Annotated in this window: 12 protein-coding genes; 6 read left to right on the forward strand and 6 right to left on the reverse strand. The window is 54.7% G+C overall.

Going from position 1 to position 17,174, the window contains the following annotated elements; all coding sequences use genetic code 11:
• The first annotated feature begins 37 nt into the window (after positions 1-37).
• Positions 38-859: an ion transporter gene (locus C8N40_RS07870; protein WP_108211234.1), complete on the forward strand. Its 822-nt coding sequence runs from the start codon at positions 38-40 to the stop codon at positions 857-859.
• Positions 860-939: 80 nt separating this feature from the next.
• Here C8N40_RS07870 and C8N40_RS07875 read toward each other — a convergent pair whose 3' ends face one another.
• Both C8N40_RS07875 and hemF read right to left on the reverse strand, forming a co-directional pair.
• Positions 940-1,515, reverse strand: a complete 576-nt coding sequence (locus C8N40_RS07875; protein ID WP_108211235.1) for a phosphatase PAP2 family protein — start codon at positions 1,513-1,515, stop codon at positions 940-942.
• Positions 1,515-2,417, reverse strand: a complete 903-nt coding sequence (hemF, locus tag C8N40_RS07880; RefSeq protein ID WP_108211236.1) for an oxygen-dependent coproporphyrinogen oxidase — start codon at positions 2,415-2,417, stop codon at positions 1,515-1,517. The genes C8N40_RS07875 and hemF overlap by 1 nt, the downstream gene beginning before the upstream one ends.
• Before the next feature lie 241 nt (positions 2,418-2,658).
• On the opposite strand from hemF, the gene C8N40_RS07885 reads away from it, so the two are divergent.
• The gene (locus C8N40_RS07885; RefSeq protein ID WP_108211237.1) at positions 2,659-4,737 is read left to right on the forward strand and encodes an alpha-ketoacid dehydrogenase subunit alpha/beta; all 2,079 of its coding nucleotides are present in this window, start codon (positions 2,659-2,661) and stop codon (positions 4,735-4,737) included.
• Positions 4,738-4,971: 234 nt separating this feature from the next.
• On the opposite strand, the gene tamL is transcribed toward C8N40_RS07885, so the two are convergent.
• Positions 4,972-7,419 (reverse strand): translocation and assembly module lipoprotein TamL, encoded by a 2,448-nt coding sequence (gene tamL / locus C8N40_RS07890; protein ID WP_108211238.1) that lies wholly within the window; start codon positions 7,417-7,419, stop codon positions 4,972-4,974.
• 15 nt (positions 7,420-7,434) lie between these two features.
• On the opposite strand from tamL, the gene C8N40_RS07895 reads away from it, so the two are divergent.
• Positions 7,435-8,181 carry a TrmH family RNA methyltransferase gene (locus tag C8N40_RS07895; protein ID WP_108211239.1) on the forward strand — a complete coding sequence of 249 codons (747 nt, stop codon included), beginning with the start codon at positions 7,435-7,437 and terminating at the stop codon, positions 8,179-8,181.
• A 61-nt stretch (positions 8,182-8,242) separates the two neighbouring features.
• Here C8N40_RS07895 and C8N40_RS07900 read toward each other — a convergent pair whose 3' ends face one another.
• Genes C8N40_RS07900 through C8N40_RS07910 form a run of 3 tightly spaced genes read right to left on the reverse strand, consistent with a single transcriptional unit; the run spans position 8,243 to position 10,828 of the window.
• A complete protein-coding gene (locus C8N40_RS07900; protein ID WP_108211240.1) occupies positions 8,243-9,376 on the reverse strand; it encodes an outer membrane beta-barrel protein in 1,134 nt (377 codons plus the stop codon).
• Between the two features lie 10 nt (positions 9,377-9,386).
• A complete protein-coding gene (locus C8N40_RS07905; RefSeq protein WP_108211241.1) occupies positions 9,387-10,277 on the reverse strand; it encodes a RodZ family helix-turn-helix domain-containing protein in 891 nt (296 codons plus the stop codon).
• Between the two features lie 20 nt (positions 10,278-10,297).
• On the reverse strand, positions 10,298-10,828 hold the full coding sequence (locus C8N40_RS07910) for an RNA polymerase sigma factor (protein ID WP_108211242.1): 531 nt from the start codon (positions 10,826-10,828) through the stop codon (positions 10,298-10,300).
• Positions 10,829-11,083: 255 nt separating this feature from the next.
• On the opposite strand from C8N40_RS07910, the gene C8N40_RS07915 reads away from it, so the two are divergent.
• The 3 genes from C8N40_RS07915 to C8N40_RS07925 all read left to right on the forward strand — a co-directional run bounded on the left by C8N40_RS07915 (position 11,084) and on the right by C8N40_RS07925 (position 17,084).
• Positions 11,084-11,407, forward strand: coding sequence for a hypothetical protein (locus C8N40_RS07915; RefSeq protein ID WP_108211243.1), 324 nt, complete (start codon positions 11,084-11,086; stop codon positions 11,405-11,407).
• Between the two features lie 114 nt (positions 11,408-11,521).
• Positions 11,522-15,907: a CusA/CzcA family heavy metal efflux RND transporter gene (locus C8N40_RS07920; protein WP_108211244.1), complete on the forward strand. Its 4,386-nt coding sequence runs from the start codon at positions 11,522-11,524 to the stop codon at positions 15,905-15,907.
• A gap of 1 nt (position 15,908) precedes the next feature.
• Complete coding sequence (locus C8N40_RS07925) at positions 15,909-17,084, forward strand: efflux RND transporter periplasmic adaptor subunit (protein WP_108211245.1); 1,176 nt, start codon at positions 15,909-15,911, stop codon at positions 17,082-17,084.
• Positions 17,085-17,174 lie beyond the last annotated feature (90 nt).

The following is a 17,174-nucleotide window of genomic DNA, read 5'->3' on the forward strand; positions in this document are numbered from 1 at the left end:
CCAACCGTATATCCTTTGATTAGATCCCGAATAGCCAATGGTTGCGTTTAGCGAGCGAAGAAAGAAACTTTACCGGATTATTTTTGAAGCTGATACGGCGGCAGGGAAAGCCTTTGATGTTGCCCTGCTCATACTCATTATATCGAGTGTCGTGGTGGTTTCCCTCGAAAGTATAGTTTCCCTGCGCCGCAACTACCTGCAACTCTTCCTCATCCTGGAGTGGGCCTTCACCGTTATCTTTACAATAGAGTATTTCCTGCGCATTTACAGCACTCCAAGGCCTGTAAAGTATATCTTCTCCTTTTTCGGCCTGGTCGATCTGCTGGCCATCCTCCCGACGTACCTGAGCCTGTTTATACTTGGCTCGCAGTATTTGCTGGTGGTGCGGGTGCTCCGTTTGCTGCGCATTGCCCGGATTTTTAAGCTGACGCGGTTCATAAACGAGGGGCAGGTGCTCACCAGAGCATTACGGGCCAGCGCGACTAAAATAGCTGTTTTCCTGGGCACCGTGTCGCTGCTGGTGGTGATAATCGGCTCGCTGATGTATGTGATAGAGGGGCGGGAAAATGGGTTTACCAGCATCCCCAAGAGCATTTACTGGACCATCGTTACCCTTACCACCGTTGGGTACGGCGATATTGCCCCGCAAACGACCCTCGGGCAGTTCGTGGCGAGCCTGGTCATGATTATGGGCTATGGCATCATTGCGGTGCCAACAGGCATTGTAACCGTCGAAATGTCGCGCTCGGACAGAGCCAATCTGACGCAACAGGTTTGCCCCAACTGCCATGCCGAGGGACATCAGGCCGATGCAGCATACTGCTACAGATGCGGGTACAAGTTCTCGGAATTAGCCTGAGCTATACTTTGTAGGCACGTTTTACAAGTATAAAAGTATAGCCATCCCATACTTTTATACTTATAAAACATGCCTGGGAATCAGGAGCGGAAGTAGGCGTAGCGGTCTATTACCCTGAAGTATGCCAGCGAGGCCAGGTAGGCCAGCACCGAACCCAGCAGTGCCCCCAGCAGCACATCGGAAGGGTAGTGTACCCCGAGGTAAATGCGGCTATAAGTCACTATTACGGCCCAGGTTACCAGCAGCACCTTAAAGATAAGGTAGCGGTGGGGGAGCACCATGCTGAAGAAAACCGCCAGCGCAAAGGTGTTGGCCGCATGCGAGGAAATAAACCCGAACTTGCCGCCGCAGTTACGCACGATATTTATGACATCGGCGAGAGCCGGGTCGTGGCAGGGGCGCAGGCGCATAAAGTATGGCTTCATGATGCCGGAGGCAACAAAGTCGGCCAGGCCGATGGAAATGATCACCAGCAGGATCATGGCTATACTTTTCCGCTTGTAGCGCCACACCAGGTATCCGATGAGCCCCAGGTAAAACGGAATCCACACATACTTATCCGACATGAACACCATGATGGTATCCCAGATCGGGCTGTGCATGCCGTTGAGGGAGATAAACAGCTCCCTGTCCAGCTGCTTGAGCGTTTCGAGCATTACTTTCCGGCGTTAATCCAGTCGATGTCTTTTTTGAGCAGGTTGAGCGTCTGCTCTTCGGGGCTGCCCGGCTCTGCCTTAAAGTTGTATACCCAGGATGCATGCGTCGGCAAGCTCATCAGGATAGACTCGATGCGGCCTTTGGTCAGCAGACCGAACTTGGTGCCGCGGTCATACACCAGGTTAAACTCCACGTAGCGGCCCCGGCGGATGAGCTGCCACTGTTTCTCGCGCTCGCCGTAAGGCAGGTCGCGGTTTTGGTTAATGATGGAAGTATAAAACGGGATAAACGCGTAGGCCACGTCGCGCACAAACGCAAAGCGCTCCTCCATGCTGATTTCCCCGGTGGCCATCAGGCGGTCGAAGAAGATGCCGCCCACACCACGCGTCTCGTCGCGGTGCTCGTTGTAGAAATAGTCGTCGGCCCATTTCTTAAACTCGGGGTAGTAGCTGGGGTGGTGCTTGTCGCAAACGGCTTTCATCTGCTCATGGAACTCCCGCGCCTGCCGCTCGTCCACGTAAATCGGGGTCATGTCGATACCGCCGCCAAACCAGGCCTGCCCGTTACCGGCCTCAAAGTAGCGCACGTTCATATGCGAAATGGGCACCATGGGGCTGTGCGGGTGCATCACCACCGACACGCCGGTGGCAAAGTAGTTGGGGTCTGGCATCTGCAAGGCTTTCAGAAACTGGGGCGACAGCTCCCCGCTAACGGCCGAGAAGTTCACGCCTCCTTTCTCCAGCACGCTCCCGTGCTCAATCACCCTGGAAACGCCGCCACCGCCGCCTTCGTGCTCCCACGTATCGGCACTAAACACAGCGCCACCGTCACAGTTTTCAAGGGCCTGGCAAAGGTCTGCCTGAAACTGGCGCATGAACGCCTCAACTTTTTCTCTGAACATAGTCTCTCAAATGATTATTAGACAAAAGACAAAGGACATCACTTTTAGAGATGCCTCCCGCCTATATCATCCTATACTTTGCAGGCACAGGTAAATCGAAGCCTTTTAAAGTTTAGGCGGGTCTCCCAACCTATACCTTTGCTGCCAAGTATAGCTATGCAAAAGTACCTAATCTGACTGGTCTACCCAACTTTACTAAAACAGGGAAAAATTGTATATTCGGGCAAACCTAATCCGAACTATGTCTAAAGAAACACTGGAAGCCACTAAACTAGATCTGGAATTACTAAGAAGGGCTTACCTACTCATGAACACTGCCAAAACCATGGCAGAGACTTACGAAGAGAACAGGGCCATTTGCAGCAAGTATGTGCACAGCACCTCCCGAGGACACGAGGCCATCCAACTGGCAGCCGCCCTGCAACTCAAACCTTACGACTACGCCGCGCTCTATTACCGCGACGACTCCATGTTGCTGGGGATGGGCCTGCAGCCCTACGAACTCATGCTGCAGCTCATGGCCAAGGCCGATGACCCTTTCTCGGGTGGCCGCACTTACTACGGGCACCCATCCCTGAAGCGTGAAGGCTTCCCTACCATTCCGCACCAAAGCTCAGCCACGGGCATGCAAGCCATTCCGGCTACCGGCATGGCGCACGGCATCGCTTACCTGGAAGGACAGGGGCTGCTGAAAGGAGAGGAGAAACCCATCGTACTTTGCTCTTTGGGGGATGGCTCCGTAACAGAGGGCGAAGTAGCTGAGGCCTTTCAGATGGCCGTGCTCAAGGGGCTGCCCATTGTGTACCTGGTGCAGGATAACGACTGGGGCATCTCGGCCACGGGCAAGGAGATGCGCGCCATGGATGCCTTTGAATATGCCGCTGGCTTCAAAGGCATGGAGCGCCTGCGTGTAAACGGCTCCGACTTTGAGGAATCTTACGAGGGGATGCGCGTAGCAATGGAGTATGCCCGTCAGGTGCGCCGCCCGATATTGGTGCACGCCAAAGTGCCGCTGTTGGGACACCATACTTCCGGTGTGCGCCGCGAGTGGTACCGGGGTGATAACCTGCAGCAACACGCCGTAGACGATCCCATCCCGAAATTGCGCGAAGTGCTGCTGAATGCCGGCCTGGAGGTGGACGAGGTGAAGCTGCTGGAGCAGGAGGCCCGAAATATCGTCGCCAGGGACTACGAGAAAGCCCTGAATGCGCCTAACCCGGACCCGGAGCAGTACGACACGCACGAATTTGCCCCAACGCCTATTACCGAGGAAAAAGGTGAACGCAGCCCGGCCGGTGCTGAGAAAGTGATCATGGTGGATGCCGCCTTGCATGCGGTTGATGATATCCTGCGCACGTATCCGGAAGCGCTTTTCTACGGGCAGGACGTAGGCGGCGAATTAGGCGGCGTTTTCCGGGAGGCAGCCATGCTGGCCAAAAAGTATGGTGATGCCCGCGTGTTTAATACCCCGATTCAGGAAGCGTACATAGTAGGCTCAACTGCTGGTATGTCTGCTGTAGGAGCTAAAGCGATTGTTGAAATACAGTTTGCGGATTATATCTGGCCTGGCATCAACCAATTGGTGGAGGAATTGTCGAAGAGCTGCTACCTGAGCAAGGGCAAATTCCCTGTCCAGTCGCTTATCCGGGTGCCGATTGGTGCCTACGGCGGGGGCGGACCTTATCACTCCGGAAGTATAGAATCTACGCTGCTTAACATCAGAGGTATTAAGGTGGTGTACCCGAGCAATGCCGCCGATATGAAAGGCCTGATGAAAGCCGCCTTTCTGGACCCGAATCCGGTGGTGATGCTGGAGCACAAAGGCCTGTACTGGTCTAAGGTACCGGGAACAGAAGATGCTAAAACTGTTGAGCCGGATGAGCACTATATTCTACCACTAGGCAAGGCCAGTATCGTGCAGCAGGCCAGCGCAGAGCAGATGCGCCTGGGCAACAGCATGACCGTCATCACCTATGGCATGGGCGTGTACTGGGCTAAAACAGCCTCCAAACAGTTTCCGGGCAGCGTAGAGATTGTGGACCTGCGCACGCTTAACCCGCTTGATTATGAAACGGTACGTACATCGGTGGAGCGCCACGGCAAAGCGCTTGTGCTTACAGAGGAGCCGCTGATGAACTCCTTTGCTGAGTCACTGGCCGGGCGTTTGTCTAAGGACTGTTTTAAGAAGCTGGATGCGCCGGTTTATACCTTAGGAGCTGCCAACCTGCCTGCCGTACCGCTTAACGTGGAGCTGGAAAAAAGAATGCTGCCAAACCCGGATAAAGTAGCTGCTAGAATGCAGGAGTTGCTCAACTACTAAGTATAAAGATTAGCAAAGTATAAAAGTATAGATTTATAATTGCCTCCATAAAATGCTTAAGCCCTGCTGTTTAAATGGCAGGGCTTTCTTTTTCTGATATCGTAATGCGAGTCTGGAGACTCGCGGCACACGGTGCGGCACTGGTTGGATACCGGCGCCAGGAGCAGGGGAAGGTCTCTTGATAAACTGTTTTAAAAATCACTGTAATCTGTGTGGTCCCTGTAATCCGTGGTCTTAGAAAGGATACCCAATGCCAATTTGCAGGGTGCTTTGGCTGTTGCGGCTCCTGGAGAAGAAGTCGGTGATATTAAACCGAGGTAGCACGAAGCGATCTTCTTTCCAAATGGCCGGGTCGTATACTTTGGTGGCAAAATCAAACCGAAGTATAAGCACCGACAGATCGAAGCGAAGGCCGAAACCCGTGCCCACGGCCAACTCTTTGTAGAAGCGGTTGAACTGGAAATCGGCACCGGGTCGGGCCACGTTCGGCTCCAGCAACCATACGTTGCCCGCATCCACAAAAAAGGCTCCGTTAATAAAACTGAACATGTTGAAGCGGTACTCCACGTTCGCCTCCAGCAGCACCTCGCCGGGTTGCTCCATGTTGTAATCGCGCTCAATTCTCAGGTTTCCTTCATCATCCTCATACGTGCGCAGGGCAGCGTAAGAACCAAGCCCCAGGCGGCGCGATTGCCAGGCCCGCACGCTGGAGGCCCCGCCGGCAAACAGAAACTTGTCGTAGGGCAGGGTGTTCCCGCTCAGGATGGGCGTGGCCACCCCTGCGTTAATGCGGTAAACGAAATAGCGCTGGCCTCCTAGTGGGATGTAACGTCGGTAGTCCGGGTTAACGCGGGCGTACTGGTAGGTGCGCAGGTTGTTGATGTTCAGGTTGAGCCCCAGCTCCTTTGTAAGGCCGCCAACCTCCACCATCGTCCGGAAAAAGTGCGCGTTGCGTGTCTGGGTGAAGTCGTTGGTGTTGTAGATAAAGTTCATCCCCACAAACGAGATGATACCGTCGTCGAAGCTGCCCAGCAACGAACGGCTGCCGGTGGCATTGCTTTCCAACGTTCTCCTGAAATTCAAATCCTTTATGTCGCCCTGCACGATGTTGAAGTTCACTGGCGAGATGATGAACTGCATCACCGGCGGCTGCATCGGGTTGCGCGAGCGTTGCCAGATATAGTCCAGTCCCAGCTCGTAGGTAGAGCGCACGTATTCCTGGCGGTCTTCGCTGTTGTAGCCGGTATAAAAGCGCGTGCGCGGGCTAAAGTCAGAGAGCAGGTTCTTGTTGGTGAAGGGCAAAAGTATAACCGGGAAGGAGAGGGAGGCGTTGGCGCCAAACTCCTTGATCATTACGGCCTGGTCCGGGTCCGAGATGTTGGCCTGGTATTCAATACCGCCCCTGATTCCGAAGTCCAGGTTCTCTGCGCCGCCAAAAACATTGCGCACGCGCAGCGTCAGGCTGGAGAAGGGCCCCGGCCGCTTCTCGGTAAAGTTCATACCCAGCTCGGCCGTTTCCTGAAACTTCTTGGCCGGCAAGGCATTCACCAGCGCAATTAACTCATAGGTGGAGTCGGTGGGGGTTTGTACCTTGTTGTAGAAGACGTTATTGAACTGAAAGGCGTCCAGGTCGGCTAGCTTGCGCTGGGTGGTAAGCGTGCGGAACTGGCTGTAGCGCTGGCCCGGGTAAATGTCCACTTTCTTGTCCAGTATCACTGGGTTATACTTGTGGGTGTAGGCGATATACTTCACGCCGTTGTAAACCACCGTGTCGCGGGGGATGCCGAAGCGGTCTGCATCGGTTTTAAAGTATACATCCTTGATGGTGTATACTTTGTGGGCAGAGTCGTTTTCGGGGCTGTTGATGATGGTTTTTACGCGTGCCGCATTCTCGGCCCAGCTGGTGTCCACCTCAAACTCAATGTAGGCGCGGGCAAAGTCGTAGTAGCCACGGTTTTTGAGCATGTCGTAAAGCCTATCGCGCTCCTGCGTGATCAGGTCCTCATCATAGACGTCGTTCAGCTTCAGCAGGGAGCGCGGCTCGTTGCGCTGCACAATCTCCAGAATGCGCGGATCCTGAATGTCGTAGCTCAGCTCCGAGTAGCGGTAAGGCTGCTTTTCCTCGATGTTGATGTCCACGAAGAGTAGTTTCTCCCGCTTCACCTGAAGCGTGTAATTCGCCTCATGGTTAAAGTAGCCTTTGGAGTTGAGGTAGATGCCGATCTGGTCCATCGTCTCCTGCAGGCGAAGTGAGTCGAAAATGGCCGGGGGCTCGCCCAGCTGCATCACAAAGTTGCCTTCCTGTAGCTTGTTCTCCAGTCGCTCGATGCGGTTGCTATACTTCTCGCGCAGCTTGTTAATCTTTACCGTGTCCGTGCCCGCTTCCTCAATTTTCGTTTTGCGCCGGGCTTCCTGTTTCTCGATGCGCGCCTGAATATTTTGCGGGTCGTAAAACTTTTTACCGAAATTGTAGAGCGCCAGATAGGGGGTGGATCGGAGCACCATGCGGTTGGGCCGCTGCTGGTAAAGGTTCTCAATGGCAGCCGGATCCACCGTTTTCAGGCCCTTGGGGTCCATACTTACAAGCAGCTTCTCGTTCTCGCCCAGTTGCTTTGTCGGGATGCAGGCTTGCAGCAGCAGCATTGCAAAACTCAGGGCAGCTATGTATACTCGTGATCTCAAACGTTTCCTTTAGCTATGTTGTCGAAAGCAGTTGTAAAGTATATCAAATCCTTGCAAGTAAAAAAATACCGCAACCAACACCAAGCCTTTGTGGTGGAGGGAGCCAAAAGTATACTTGAACTGCTCCAATCCGATTTCCGGCTGCAGCACCTTTTTATTACCAAAGACTTCCTGCAGGAGCATGCCGCCATACTTAGCCGTGGCCTAACCTATGAGGTGGTGAAAGAGGAGGAGCTGGTGAAAGCCGGTACCTTTGCCAGCAACAACGCCGGACTCGCTGTGGCAAGTATGCGCCAGCTGCCGCCGCTCCATCTTAAACCCTCTGACCTGGCCATTGCCCTGGACGATATCCGCGACCCCGGCAACCTGGGCACCATCATCCGCATTGCCGATTGGTACGGCATAGAGCATGTGGTGTGTTCGGAAAACTGCGCCGATTTCTATAATCCCAAAGTAATTTCGGCCACCATGGGCTCTTTTACCCGTGTGAAGGTGCATTACCTGGACCTGCCCGCCTGGCTGCAGCAGCTGGGCGGCAAGTATAAAATATACGGCGCAGCCCTTAATGGCGAAAACCTGCACCAGCTGCAGCTCAAACCGGAGGGCATCATCGTGCTGGGCAACGAGGCCAACGGCATCCGCCCGGAGGTGGCGCGGCAGGTAAACCAGCTGATCAAGATCCCGGCTTTCGGCAAGGCGGAGTCGCTGAACGTAGCCACTGCCACGGCCATCATCATCGACAATTTCCGCCGCCACGGCTAAAACAACGAAGGAGCCCAGCGGGGCTCCTTCGTTGCTCTTACCTTCATTTTATACTTTATACTTAGTAGAACAGGCGGATACCGAAGCTGATCACGTTGGTCTGCGGGCCGCGGTTGTCCTTGAACAGGTCGTTCATGTTATACTTGGCGAACAGATCCACGCCTCCGTAGCCAAGCACACCTTCCACGCCATACTGAAAATCACTCAGGTTAAAGCTGTCGCGGGTCTTGTCTTTCTCGGTTTTACCGTCTTCTTTATACTTTAACTTGGTGTGCGCGCCGAGGCGGTAGCCTACAAACGGACCTGCGCCAATCTTCAAGCCTTCTTTGCCATTGTTGCGCTTAAACTCCAGGGTAGCCATCAGCGGCAGGTTCACAGAGGAGTGCGTAAGTTTCGACTTTTCATAGCTGCGCTCCGGGTCCAGGGCGAAGAAGGTTGTTCTGTCAATTTCCTGTAGCACGATGTCATCCTCGAACATGTAGTTGTTGAAGGCAAACTCCAGGCCTGACACCAGGTGGAAAGGGCTCTTCTGGCCACCAATCTGCGACTTGAGGCGGAAGTTCAGGCTCACGTAGCGGGAGCCCCACGGCCGCAGGTCTGCCACATCGCTGCCCTGTTCGGTGAAGGTGTTGAAGCCAAGGTCCACGTCGAAGCCGGTGCGGGTAGCCTTATAGGTTTCCATTTTGTGCTCCTTGCGCAGGCTGTCGCGCTCGTGCCTGGACGGTACATCCACATTCACGCGGGTGTTGCCATCGTTTTCCTCCACATCCACTTTAATCTTGAAGTGCTTATTAACCACCACTTCGTGCGTTTCCTTGTGTGTTTTGCCGGTTTTCGGGTCCTGCTCCTGCACTGTGATGGTTACCTGCTCGCCCTGGCCGCCTTGCTGCTCCGATTTATTAAAGGTCACGGTCATTTCTCTGGACTCCTGGTTGGAGTTCTCCATCTGCTCCACGCGCTCCACATATTTGGTCAGTTCGCGCATCAGCGAGTCGAGACTGTAGTTCTGGAAAGCCTGCAGCTGCTGTATGTTTTCCAGGTGCAGTATCATGGTGGCGCCGTTTGCCATTTTCACTACGATGGTGTCCTGTTCTGCTGAGTTTAGCCTGTCTTTAAGGGTAGTGCCGCCTTTGGCAGACACACCGGTAGCGGCGGCCATGCAAATGGCCATTACGAGTAGTAGTATCCGTTTCATGTTTTTGGATTTAGAGGTTGATCACTTTTGAGATTTTCTGTTTGCCGATCTGCGTTTCGAGCGCCACCCGGTCGGCCCGGATGCCCAGTTCTTCCAGCTCCACACCCTGGCCGGAGGCAAGGTTGCGCACCTGTTTAAAGATGTTCTTGGCCAGTGCCTTCTTGTCGCCGCGGCTTTCCTGTGTGCCTTCCACCGGCATTTCGGTCTGGGCGGCTACCGCGCGCTTGATGATGATCTCCACCGGCTCGGCATTCAGGTTGGCGTTAGTAACGCTGGCAGGCTGTGTTACAGGTGCCTCTGGGTTAATGTTTGCTGCGATGGCCGTCTGCACATCTGTCTTAGAAGCTTCCATTACCGGATCTTTGGTCTTGAGCTGCTCCGGAGTGGCTTTGGTCGTCACCTTAGCCATTGTTCCTTTGCTGGCAGGCTTCTTTGTTAGGGTAGATGCGGATGCTGGTTGGGTGGTTGCCTCGCTGGAAGAATTTTTTTCAGTTTCTGCCACTTTTTCCTTTGCGGGCTCCTGCTGGGCCATCATACCTTCAGCCGGATCGCTTTCTGGCACCGGAAGAAGTATGGGTTCTGCAGCTGGGTTGGTTTCCGGCAATTGGTTGTCATACTTGGTGATGGTGCCGCTGATTTCCGGCGTGCCGGTGTTGATGTTGTAGAACACCACGCCTACGGCCAGCAGGAGCGATAAGGTGGCTGCCACCGCGGAATATACCCACATGAAGCGCTGCTTGCCTTCCCTTTTCTGTTCCGCCTCGGGCGTCAGTATCACAAAGGGCTTTTCCTGGCCTTCCTCCATGCGCTCCTGCAGGCGGGCCCACAGGTCGGCCGGGGGCGTGGGAGAGGAGTTGCCGAGGCGCTCCTTAAATAATTTGTCTATCTCTTCTGGTTTCATGTCTTGTCCTCCTTCAATTTTCAGGCTACAGCCTCCTGCCCCTCCAGGCGGCGTTGCAGCATGGCGCGGGCCTTGCTCAACTGCGACTTGGAAGTGCCCTCGGTAATGGAGAGCATATCGGCTATTTCCTTGTGTGAGTATCCTTCTATGGCATACAGGTTAAAAACAGCCCTGTAACCGGCCGGCAAGGTCCGGAGCAGCTCCAGCAGTTCGCCCTCTGCCAGGTCATGGTCAGCACCGGTGGGGGTGGCTACCTGAATGTAGCTGTCCTCAATGGCCAGGTGCAGGGGCTCCTTCTTGCGCAGAAAGGCCAGCGACTCGTTTACCATGATGCGGCGTACCCAGCCCTCAAAACTTCCCTTGGCCTCAAAGCGGTCTATGTGCTGGTAGATCTTCATAAACCCGTTCAGCAGTGCTTCTTCGGCATCCATCTGATTTTTAAGGTAACGCAGGCACACGCCGTACATCTGCGAAGCAAAGCGCTCGTACAGGAGCTTCTGCGCCTTCCCGTCTGCCTGCTGGCATCCTGCTATCAGTTCTGCTTCTGTCACGCCTGGTAAAAGTTTGGTCTATACGCCTGGTTTTTTTCTGCTCAGAGCATTCGTTGCTCTTTACCCTCTAGATGCACACCTGATGAAGGAGGTTGCCTGGGGAAGTATAAATTTTATTCTTTTTTTTTAACCACCCAAGATGCCTACTATAAATAGTTGAACATCAACTATAAAAAATTGAACGCAGTGTTTAGAATATGTCTGAATGAAGTATAAAGTATGGATATGTGGGATGTGCGTTGTAACTTTACATGTATGAGGATTGCCACCATTTTCATGTCGCTGCTGTTGCTGGGTATGTCCTGGTTGCCTTGTACCGATATGGTGCCGGACCAGCATGAGCACGCGCACCAGGTGGTGGACCCAACCCAGACGACTGGGGAAAGCCCCTTTCACGAGGACACCTGCCCGGTGTTCTGCTCCTGCGGCTGCTGCGCCACGCTGATCGTCACCAACGATTTCACCCCGCCGGTTTTCAGGTTTTTTGTAGCGCCGCAGAGCCAGCCTGTGCAACTGCAGGAGCAACAGGTAAAGAATGTTGCCTTTGTGTGGTGGCACCCGCCACGGCTTCTGGTTTAATTCATCTCCTTTTCCGGCCAAGTATAAACCTGCTTTATACGTTGTGCCTGCCGCCTGTTGCGGCTGGCTTATACCTTGCGCCGGTCTTTTACATTTCGAATTAAACTATACCTCATGTTTCAGAAGATAATTAGTTTCTCCATCCATAACAAACTGGTGGTGGGGCTGATGGTGCTGGTGTTGGTAGTGGTGGGTATCTACAACCTCACCAAACTGCCCGTAGACGCCGTTCCCGACATCACCAATAACCAGGTGCAGGTGGTTACCTCTTCGCCTACACTGGCTGCTCAGGAAGTGGAGCGCTTTATTACCACCCCCATTGAAATAGCCCTGGCCAACACCCCCGACGTAATCGAAATGCGCTCGGTGTCGCGCTTTGGCCTCTCTGTAATTACCGTTGTCTTTGATGACGACGTGGACATTTACCTGGCCCGCCAGCTCATTAAAGAGCGCCTCGATATGGCCGTGGAAGAGATTCCGCCGGGGGTGGGCAAGCCGGAAATGGCTCCGGTTAGTACGGGCCTGGGCGAGATTTACCAGTACACCATCCACCAGAAACCCGATAGCCCGAAAGAATATACCCCGATGGAACTGCGCACCATCCAGGATTGGATAGTGCGGCGCCAGTTGCTGAGCACGCCCGGTGTGGCCGACGTGAGCAGCTTCGGTGGCTTTATGAAAGAGTATGAAGTGGCCCTGAACCCCGACCGCCTGCGCAGCTTTAACCTGACGGTGCCGGACGTGCTGGAAGCCATCGGTACCAACAACGAAAACACCGGCGCCGCCTACATCGAGAAAAACAACAGCGCCTTCTTTATCCGTGGCCTGGGCATGGTGAACGAGCTCGAGGACATTGGGCAGATTGTGATAAACAACCGTAACGGCGTGCCGGTGCTGGTAAACGATGTGGCGGAAGTAAAGTATGGCCACCCGGTGCGCTACGGCGCCCTTACCCGCAACAATGAGGGGGAAGTAGTGGGTGGCATTGTGCTCATGTACAAGGACGCTAACTCCTCGCAGGTAATAAAGGACGTGCAGCAGCGCGTGGCGGAGATACAGAACTCCCTGCCGGAGGGACTTGTGATTGACGCCTACCTGGACCGTAGCGAATTGGTGGAGCGGGCCGTGAACACGGTCACCAAAAACCTAATTGAGGGCGGTCTGATTGTGGTATTCGTACTGGTGCTGCTGCTCGGTAACCTGCGGGCCGGTCTGGTGGTAGCCTCGGTTATTCCGCTGTCCATGCTGTTTGCCATTACCATGATGAATTTGTTCGGGGTGTCGGGCAACCTGATGAGCCTGGGCGCTATCGACTTTGGCCTGATCGTGGACGGTTCGGTAATCATCGTGGAATCGGTGCTGCACTTTATCGTCAGCAAGAACGCCAACCTGCCGCTCCGAAGGCTCACCCAGAAAGAGATGGACCTGGAAGTGGAAAGCGCTGCCTCCAAGATCATGAACTCCGCGGCTTTCGGCATGCTCATCATCCTCATAGTTTACCTGCCCATTATGGCGCTGGTAGGCATCGAAGGAAAAATGTTTAAACCAATGGCCCAGACGGTGAGCTTTGCCATCCTGGGTGCTTTCATACTTTCGCTGACCTACGTGCCGATGATATCGACGCTGGCCCTGAGCAAAAAGACAAAGCACAAGCGCAACATTTCCGACCGCATCATGGAGAAGATCATGGCTGCCTACCAGCCGGTTATCCGTTTTGCGCTGCGCAGCAAGGCCCTTATACTTGGCACTGCCGTTGGCTTGCTGGCCGTTAGTTTGGTGGTGTTTAGCCGCATGGGCGGGGAGTTTATTCCGCAACTCGACGAAGGCGACTTTGCCATGGACCTGCGTCTGGTGCCCGGCGCATCGCTGGAGCAGACGATTCAAACCACTCTAAAAGTCAGCGAGATACTGCAGGAAAACTTCCCGGAGGTAAAGGAGGTGATCGGTAAGATTGGTACAGCCGAAATCCCAACCGACCCGATGCCCATAGAAGCTGCCGACGTGATGATCCTGCTCAAGGACCGCGACGAGTGGACGAGCGCCAGCACCCGCGAGGAACTGGCGGCCAAGATGGACTCGGCGCTGCAGGTGATTCCGGGCGTAAACTATGGCTTCCAGCAGCCGATACAGCTGCGCTTTAACGAGCTGATTACGGGTGCCCGCCAGGATGTGGCCGTGAAGATCTACGGTGAGGACCTGGACAAATTAAGCGAACTGGCCGCCGAAGCCGAGCGCCTTATCCGTCCGGTGCGTGGGGCGCAGGATATGTTTGTGGAAGAAGTGACTGGCCTGCCGCAGATTGTGGTGGACCTGAAGCGTGAAAAACTGGCACAGTATGGCCTGCACGTGCAGGACGTGAACCGCGTGCTGCGCACCGCTTTTGCCGGAGAGGCTGCCGGTTCGGTTTACGAAGGCGACCGCCGCTTTGACGTGGTAGTGCGCCTGCAGCAGGATTACCGGCAGAACCTCAACGATATTGAGGACCTGTTTGTGCCGCTACCGAATGGCGGGCAGGTGCCGCTGCTGCAGGTAGCCGACATCCGCTACGAGAACGGCCCGATGCAGATTTCCCGCGAAGAAGGACAGCGCCGTATTGTGGTTGGTTTCAACGTCCGTGACCGCGATGTGGAATCGATAGTGGAAGAGGTAAGGCTGAAACTGGAGCAGGAGCTGAAGCTGCCGGCCGGTTACTACATAACTTACGGTGGTCAGTTTGAGAACCTGATCAATGCCAAGCAGCGCCTACAGATAGCCGTGCCAGCTGCACTGCTCCTCATCCTGGTGCTGCTATACTTTACCTTCCACTCGGTGAAGCAAAGCCTGCTGATTTTTACGGCTATTCCGTTGGCAGCCATTGGAGGCATCTTTGCGCTCTGGCTCCGCGACATGCCATTCAGTATCTCGGCAGGAGTAGGCTTTATCGCCCTCTTTGGGGTGGCTGTACTCAACGGCATTGTGCTCATCGGCTACCTGAACCAGCTCAAAAAGGAAGGCTGGGACAATGTGTATGACCGGGTGATAGAGGGCACGACGGTGCGCCTGCGTCCGGTGCTGATGACGGCGTCGGTGGCGGCACTGGGCTTCCTGCCGATGGCCCTTTCCACCTCTGCAGGTGCGGAGGTACAGAAGCCGCTGGCCACCGTGGTGATTGGCGGCCTGGTAACCTCTACACTTCTAACGCTGGTGGTGCTGCCGGTGCTGTATTACATCTTTACATCCCGAGAAGAGAGAAAACTGAAGCCGGTGAAAGTGCACCCGGTGGTGGCGCTGTTGCTAGGCGTTGGTTTATACTTTGGAAGCACCTTTACAGTGCAGGCACAGCAGGCGCCACAGCAACTGGACCTGCAGGGGGCGCTGCAGTATGCCCGCGAAAATAACCCGACGCTGCAGGCCGCCCAATTGCAGACAGCCCAGCAAAAGGCGCTGAAAGGCGCGGCGTTTGATCTGCCCAAAACCAATCTGAACTACAAGCGCGGCCAGATCAGCACAGCTGAAAGAGATGAAGAAATTACCATCTCTCAGCAGTTCGCCTTCCCGACTGTTTACGGGCGGCAGGCAAAGCTGACGGATGCTCATGCAAGTCAGGCAGAAGTACGGCAACGGATTACGGAGCGACAGGTGCTGCGTGATGTGAAACTGGCATTCGAGCAGTGGCAGAACGTCCAGAGCAGAACACAGCTTTTACAGGCCCAGGATTCCCTCTTTGCCAATTTTGAGCGTGCCGCCCGGGTACGCGAGAAAGCCGGCGAGACAGGGGCCCTGGAACGAGCCACCGCTGAAGCCAGAAGGCTTGGGCTGCAGGCCGAACTGGCGCAGGCCAATGCCGACGCCAGGATAGCGGAGAACAGGCTGGTGCAGCTGCTTCATGCCCCTAAAGGTGCGGTGCAGTTTGTCGTTACGCCGCAGCAAAAACATAGCTCTGTGGTGTTAGCCGACACAGCCGCCGCGCAAGTATGGCTGCAACTGCTGCAAAGCGAAGTACAGGTGGCCAAGCAACAGACGAAACTGGAGAAAGCCCGCCTGCTACCGGATTTCAGCATCGGCTATTTCAACCAGACCTTTATCGGCGAGAGTCCCGCGCGTGACCCTGGTTTGGTATATGGCAATTCTGACCGTTTTACGGGCGTGGAAGCAGGCATTTCGGTGCCGTTGTGGTTTGGTGCGCAGAAGTCCAAAATCAGCGCTGCCCGCCTGAACGAGCAGGCCGTGCAGAAACAGGCCGACGCCCAGGAAAAGCAACTGGAGACCGACCTGCAGAACGCCTTGCAGGAGCTACAAAAGCAAGCGCAGCAACTACAGTACTACGAGCAGGGAGCACTGCAACAGGCAAACCAACTGGAAAAGGCGGCCAACCTGAGCTTCAGGCTCGGGGAAGTGGACTACGTGGAGTTTGTGCAAGCCATGGATCAAGCCTATACCTTGCGACTGCAATACCTGAACGCGCTGCTGCACTATAACCAGAGCATCATTAACCTACAGTTTTTAACCGGAGAAGAATAACATGACACGATATATTGTACCGGCTGCCCTTGCCGCTATACTTTTAACGACAGGCTGCTCATCAGAGCAAGGTGAGCCTGCCACCCAAACAGAAGCTACAGAAGCAGCACCTGCCCCTGTAGCAGCTCCAGACATGGTGAATTTCTCGAAAGAGATGCAGCAGGTAAGCAAACTGGAGATTGGCCCATTGCAGGAGCGAAACCTGTCCTCCAGGGTGCCTGCCAAAGGACAGCTCTCGCTACCGCCGCAGGGCATGGCCAGCGTGAGTCCGCTGGTAGGCGGCATGGTGCGCAGCATCCATGTCATTGAAGGGGATTATGTGCAGAAAGGCAAAGTGCTGGCGACCATCGAGAACCCGGACCTGCTTAACATGCAGGAGTCCTACCTGTCTACGCACAGCCAGCTAAGTATGGCCCGGCAGGAGCTGGAGCGGCAGCAAATGCTGGCCGACGAGCAGGTGGGTGCCCTGAAGCGCTACCAGCAGGCGGGTGCTGAGGTGAAGGTACTGCAGGCAAAGCTCAACTCCCTGAGAGAGCAGCTGCAAACACTGGGCATCTCCCTGAAAAGCGTGGAGAATGGCCGCATTACCCGTACCCTGAACCTGACAGCGCCTATCTCAGGCTATGTGCAGACGGTGAGGGCAAACCTGGGCAGCTATGCTGAACCGAACCAGCCTATCCTGCAGATCATCGACGACAGCCATTTGCACCTGGACCTGAATGTGTTTGAGAAAGACTTCGCGAAGCTGGAAAAGGGCCAGCGGGTGGTTTTCACTCTGCCAAACGTTTCTAATCAGGAAGTAGAGGCCGAGGTCTTCGCTATCGGGAAATCCTTTGAGGGAGAGACGCGCGCCGTGCCGGTGCACGCCGAAATCAAGAACAACAAAAACAAGGGCCTGCTGCCGGGCATGTACATCAACGGGTTTATCCTGACTGGCAAACACCAGGCGCTCTCAGTACCGGAGGAAGCCATTGTGCTGTATCAAAGCAAACCGTACATCTTCCAGCAGGTGGAGGAGGCTACCTTTAAAATGATACCGGTAGAGACTGGCGTAACAGAAAGCGGTTTTACGGAGGTAAAGTTGCTCGGCGAACTGCCCAAAGACGCCCAGGTGGTGCAGAAAGGCGCTTCGTTTATACTTTCCGAGAAGCTCAAGTTTGAGGTGCCGGAAGAGTAACCAGCAAGTATAAAACCCTGAAAAAGCAGAAACGGCTCCCGAATATATCAGGAGCCGTTTCTTTTTTCTGAAAATAAATTTTCAACTTTT

This window comes from Pontibacter mucosus, from assembly GCF_003054055.1.
GTDB classification, from domain to species: domain Bacteria; phylum Bacteroidota; class Bacteroidia; order Cytophagales; family Hymenobacteraceae; genus Pontibacter; species Pontibacter mucosus.